At 48.1% G+C, this 5800-nt stretch carries 8 protein-coding genes; 7 read left to right on the top strand and 1 reads right to left on the bottom strand.

Annotation, left to right across the window (positions count from 1 at the left end; translation table 11 throughout):
• The 6 genes from dinI to FDW94_RS20530 all read left to right on the top strand — a co-directional run.
• Positions 1–173 (top strand): DNA damage-inducible protein I (gene dinI, locus FDW94_RS20555; protein WP_137378250.1); only part of this gene is annotated, 173 nt, incomplete at its 5' end.
• A 340-nt stretch (positions 174–513) separates the two neighbouring features.
• Positions 514–768, top strand: coding sequence for a biofilm formation regulator BssS (gene bssS / locus FDW94_RS20550; RefSeq protein ID WP_003036154.1), 255 nt, complete (start codon positions 514–516; stop codon positions 766–768).
• A gap of 113 nt (positions 769–881) precedes the next feature.
• Complete coding sequence (gene solA / locus FDW94_RS20545) at positions 882–1997, top strand: N-methyl-L-tryptophan oxidase (RefSeq protein WP_137378162.1); 1116 nt, start codon at positions 882–884, stop codon at positions 1995–1997.
• 55 nt (positions 1998–2052) lie between these two features.
• Positions 2053–2166, top strand: coding sequence for a YceO family protein (locus tag FDW94_RS20540; RefSeq protein WP_003036148.1), 114 nt, complete (start codon positions 2053–2055; stop codon positions 2164–2166).
• A 262-nt stretch (positions 2167–2428) separates the two neighbouring features.
• Positions 2429–2995, top strand: coding sequence for a cytochrome b (locus tag FDW94_RS20535; protein WP_048235659.1), 567 nt, complete (start codon positions 2429–2431; stop codon positions 2993–2995).
• A 1-nt stretch (position 2996) separates the two neighbouring features.
• Positions 2997–3572, top strand: a complete 576-nt coding sequence (locus FDW94_RS20530; protein WP_003832130.1) for a YceI family protein — start codon at positions 2997–2999, stop codon at positions 3570–3572.
• Between the two features lie 45 nt (positions 3573–3617).
• Here FDW94_RS20530 and FDW94_RS20525 read toward each other — a convergent pair whose 3' ends face one another.
• Positions 3618–4670 (bottom strand): rhodanese-related sulfurtransferase, encoded by a 1053-nt coding sequence (locus FDW94_RS20525; RefSeq protein WP_048226980.1) that lies wholly within the window; start codon positions 4668–4670, stop codon positions 3618–3620.
• 220 nt (positions 4671–4890) lie between these two features.
• Between FDW94_RS20525 and FDW94_RS20520 the strand changes: the two genes are divergently transcribed.
• Positions 4891–5800: Kdo(2)-lipid IV(A) acyltransferase (locus tag FDW94_RS20520; RefSeq protein WP_137378249.1), on the top strand; the 910-nt coding region annotated here is incomplete at its 3' end.

Here is a 5800-nt window from a genome sequence, read left to right as displayed (position 1 = left end):
TCTCCCGCCGTATTCAGCACCATTTTCCGGATAACGAAGGTAACGTTACCGTCCGTTATGCTGGCGCAAACAATCTGTCGGTTATTGGCGCGACCAAAGAGGACAAAGAACGCATCAGCGAGATCCTACAGGAAACCTGGGAAAGCGCGGATGACTGGTTCATCAACGAATAAATAACGATATGCAGTGATGTTTGTTTGCCGGGTCGCCCCGGCTTTTTTATACACGCTATCTTGTAATCAATCGCGCATTTCTTCTGACGAGCATTTAATTTAATATTAACCCACCGATTATCTTTTAACCAAAACAACAAAATAATTGTGCAACATACTAAAAAAAAATGAATAACATGTCGGTTTCTTAGTCAGATAACGCTGAAAACAAAAATTTTATGCCCTTCCCTCTTTAAATTTTCAATGAATACCCTTATTTATTGATATACTGAAGTTGCTTCAGAAAAAAACGCATTGAACCTCGAAAACCGTTGTCTAGTAACACGAATTAGGGGGCATGATGGAAAAGAATAATGAAGTCATTCAGACTCATCCGCTTGTAGGATGGGACATCAGCACTGTTGATAGCTACGATGCGCTGATGCTGCGTTTGCACTACCAAACCCCGAACCGCCCTGACCCGGATGGGACTGAAGTTGGTCAAACGCTCTGGTTAACCACTGATGTTGCCAGGCAATTTATTTCGATATTAGAAGCAGGAATCGCCAAAATTGAATCTGGCGATTACCAGGTAAATGAGTATCAGCGACATTAAGCCTGATACATCCAACCATCAAAGGCACCTGAGCGGTGCCTTTCTTATTTCCAGGTTGAATATTCCAGGTCAGTTATTTACCCTTCTACTATCGCGATTGCAGAGAGAAGCGGATGAAATACGACTTAATCATTATTGGCAGCGGTTCGGTAGGCGCCGCAGCTGGATACTATGCCACTCGTGCCGGTCTGAAGGTTCTGATGATCGATGCGCATATGCCACCACATCAACAGGGCAGCCACCACGGCGATACTCGATTAATTCGTCATGCTTATGGCGAAGGCGAAAAATACGTTCCGCTGGTGCTACGTGCGCAAACATTGTGGGATGAACTGTCCACCCATAATGAAGAACCGATTTTTGTTCGCTCCGGAGTTATCAACCTCGGTCCGGCAGAGTCAACCTTCTTAGCAACTGCAGCGCAAAGCGCAAAACAGTGGCAACTTAACGTTGAACAATTAGATGCAGCGGCCATCATGGCTCGCTGGCCGGAAATTCGCGTACCTGACAACTATATCGGTCTGTTTGAAGCGGAGTCCGGTTTTTTACGCAGTGAGTTAGCAATTAAAACCTGGATCCGTCTGGCGGAAGAAGCAGGCTGTGCGCAACTGTTTAAATGCCCGGTCAGCGCAATTCATCACGGTGATGATGGCATCACGGTAGAAACGGTTGACGGTGACTACCACGCGAAGAAAGCAGTGATCAGCGCCGGTACCTGGGTGCAGGCTTTAGTCCCTGAACTACCGATACAACCGGTGCGCAAAGTGTTCGCCTGGTATCAGGCCGATGGGCGCTACAGCGTTAAGAATAACTTCCCGGCTTTCACCGGCGAGCTGCCAAATGGCGATCAATACTACGGTTTCCCGGCTGAAAACGACGAGCTGAAAATTGGTAAGCACAATGGCGGACAGGTAATCCATTCTGCAGAAGAGCGTAAGCCATTTGCCGCTGTAGCCAGCGACGGTTCTGAAGCCTTCCCATTCCTGCGCACAATTCTGCCTGGCATTGGCTGTTGCCTGCACGGCGCATCCTGCACTTACGATAATTCACCAGATGAAGACTTTATAATTGATACTCTGCCGGAACATGACAACACGCTGATCATTACCGGACTGAGCGGACATGGCTTTAAGTTTGCCTCTGTACTGGGAGAGATTGCGGCAGACTTCGCTCAGGACAAACCGTCTGACTTTGACCTGACCCCCTTCAGGCTAAGCCGTTTTAAGTGATAATAAATGAATGGCCTCGTTGGTGAGGCCATTTTTAATGACAGGAATAACGTCAATGCGCCGTATCTTTCACTATCTGGTTAATAATATTCGCGAGCATCTTATGCTCTACATTATTTTATGGTCACTGCTGGCCATTATGGATGTAATATATATTATGTTTTTCTGATTCCTGCGCGCTGACATTAATTGACAAAAATTGAGATTAGCTTAATTTTCATTGCAATAAACTGAATAATAACAAAAACCACAACACCCCATAGACTAAGCCCCGCCACATATTTTCGCACTAATCCCTTGATGATCACATCAACAATCAGTCAACTTTATTGAACAAAAAATAAATATCATCACTATTGTTATTTATTAGTTGCATTAATGTCTTTTACACGCCATTTTCATTCACTTCTGAAATATCAATCGGTGTGCTTATGCAATTCAATAATACTCCACAGCGCTATGGCGTAGTGTCAGCCACATTACATTGGCTGGTTGCGATTGCTGTATATGGCATGTTTGCGTTGGGGTTATGGATGGTCACGCTTAGCTACTATGATGGCTGGTATCACCAGGCCCCCGAACTGCATAAAAGCATCGGCATCCTACTCATGATGGGACTGGTTATCCGCGTTATCTGGCGGTTGTTCTCCCCTCCGCCTGCTGCGTTGGCAAGCTACTCCCGTTTAACCCGTATCGCCGCTGCAATGGGTCACCTCGTACTTTATTTGCTGCTCTTTTCAATAGTCATCAGCGGATATCTGATTTCCACCGCAGATGGCAAAGCGATAAGCGTCTTTGGCTGGTTCGACATTCCCGCCACCCTGGCCAATGCGGGTTCCCAGGCCGACCTCGCCGGTAGCTTGCACCTGTGGCTTGCGTGGACCGTGGTGATTTTATCCCTACTACACGGACTGATGGCCCTGAAACATCACTTTATTGATAACGACGATACCCTCAATCGCATGTTGGGAAAATCGTCATCTGACTATGGAGCTTAAAATGAAAAAAAACCTGCTGGGACTTACACTCGCTTCTCTTTTATTCACCACCGGGTCGGCCGTGGCGGCAGATTACAAAATTGACAAGGAAGGACAGCATGCCTTTGTTAATTTCCGTATTCAGCATCTGGGTTACAGCTGGCTGTACGGCACTTTCAAAGATTTCGACGGTACGTTTACCTTTGATGAGAAAAATCCCGCAGCCGATAAGGTTAACGTAACCATCAACACCAACAGCGTTGACACTAATCACGCCGAACGCGACAAGCATCTGCGCAGTGCAGATTTCCTTAACGTGGCAAAATTCCCGCAGGCGACCTTCAGCTCCACCAGCGTGAAAAAAGAGGGGAATGACCTGGATATCACCGGTAATTTGACCCTGAACGGCGTTACCAAACCGGTTACGCTGGACGCGAAGCTCATCGGTCAGGGTGGTGATCCCTGGGGCGGTACGCGCGCTGGTTTTGAAGCGCAAGGTAAGATTAAGCTGAAGGATTTCAACATCACCACCGATCTCGGCCCTGCATCGCAGGAAGTCGATTTGATCATCTCAGTGGAAGGTGTTCAGCAGAAGTAACGCATGAATTACCGGATGAGGTACTACCCCTCATCCGGCATCATGTTATTGCGCAGGGTCTGGAATACCCAGTTTGGTATTCAGGTGACCGCGTGATTTATTGAAGATTTTATTGCCATTTTCACGCCCCGCACGACGACGCCGTTGTTCCTCTTCCGGCAACTCACTCTCTTCGCTACACAGCTCGCTACAGCAGCCTTTATATTTCTGCGCACAAGCCGGGCACTGAATAAACAACAGATGGCAGCCATCATTTTTGCAATTAGTATGGCTATCGCACGCCGTGCCGCACTGATGGCAATGCGCGATAACATCTTCAGAGATCCTTTCGCCCATACGCTCATCAAAGACAAAGTTTTTACCGACAAAACGTACCGGAAGCCCCTGTTCACGCGCCTTGCGGGCATATTCAATAATACCGCCCTCAATGTGCCAGACTTTGCTAAATCCATTGTGTTTCATCCAGGCGCTGGCTTTCTCACAGCGGATCCCACCCGTGCAGTACATCACGATTTTTTTATCTTTATGCGCCTGCATCATTTCAACCGCTTTCGGCAACTGGTCGCGGAACGTGTCTGCCGGTATCTCCAGCGCATTCTCGAAATGACCCACCTCATATTCATAGTGGTTGCGCATATCAATGAATACCGCGTCAGGATCGTCCAACATGGCGTTCACTTCAGCCGCCTTCAGGTAGTCACCCACGTTGCTGGCGTCAAAGTCTGGATCGTCAATACCATCCGCCACGATACGTTCGCGGACTTTCATACGCAGTACCCAGAACGATTTACCGTCATCATCCAGCGCAATATTCAGACGTAAATCCTTCAATGCAGCATCAAACGCATAGAGCTGCTGGCGAAATGCCTCGACGTTGCTTTGCGGTACGCTGATTTGCGCGTTAATTCCTTCATGGGCAAGATATACTCGCCCAAAGACGTTCAATGCGGTGAACATCTGGTACAGCGCATCACGCGTGTGCTGAGGATTGGCAATGGTGAAATATTTATAGAATGAGATCGTCGTGCGCGGCTCGGTCTCGGCCAGCATTTTGGCTTTGAGGGCGTCGTTCGAAATGCGGTTGTGTAACACTGGCATGGTGTACGTATCCTGCAAATAAGGAATAAATGAAAATCGGCGGCATAATAAAGCAAACATCGCCAATTTACATCCACACATTTTACGCTACATTTCATACTTCACGATAAAATCGCAACAACAATTGCGGAATTAATCACCGTTCTCCCGTCACAAATTTTTGATACGCGCGAAAAAATGCGACAATACAGGGAATTGGTCGTTTGAAGACAGGATAGACATGACGAATTTACCCAAGTTTTCGGCTGCGTTACTGCATCCACGTTATTGGTTAACCTGGCTGGGTATTGGCATCCTTTGGTTAATCGTGCAGTTACCCTACCCCATCCTCTTTAAGTTGGGCTGTGCGTTAGGTCGACTAGCGCTACGTTTGATGAAACGTCGGGCAAAAATTGTTTCCCGAAATCTGGAACTGTGCTTCCCGCAGATGAGTGAGCAGGAACGCCAGCAGATGGTCGTCAAGAACTTCGAATCCGTAGGTATGGGCGTAATGGAAACCGGGATGGCCTGGTTTTGGTCCGATAAGCGTATTTCGCGCTGGACGGAAGTGATCGGAATGGAACATATCCGTGACGTTCAGGCGCAAAAACGCGGGATTCTGTTAGTGGGTCTGCATTTTCTGACTCTGGAACTGGGTGCGCGCCAGTTTGGCTTGCAGGAGCCGGGTATTGGTGTGTATCGGCCTAACGACAATCCGCTGCTGGACTGGCTACAAACCTGGGGCCGCATGCGCTCGAATAAATCAATGCTCGATCGTAAAGACCTGAAAGGGATGATTAAAGCCTTGAAAAAGGGCGAAGTGGTCTGGTACGCGCCGGATCATGATTACGGCCCTCGCGCCAGCGTGTTTGTACCACTTTTTGCCGTTGAACAAGCCGCAACAACCTCAGGGACCTGGATGCTTTCACGCATGTCCAATGCCTGCCTGGTACCGTTTGTTCCCCGCCGCAAACCTGACGGTAAAGGGTATCAATTGATTATGTTGCCTCCAGAATGTTCACCACCGTTGGACGACGCAGAGACTACAGCTGCGTGGATGAACAAAATTGTTGAGCAATGCATCATGATGGCGCCAGAGCAGTATATGTGGTTGCATCGTCGCTTCAAGACGCGTCCTGAAGGCTCCCCTT

The organism is Citrobacter sp. wls757, from assembly GCF_005280935.1.
Classification (GTDB): domain Bacteria; phylum Pseudomonadota; class Gammaproteobacteria; order Enterobacterales; family Enterobacteriaceae; genus Citrobacter; species Citrobacter portucalensis.
Note: the sequence above shows the minus strand (reverse complement) of the source record. Positions and strands in the feature narration are given on the sequence as shown.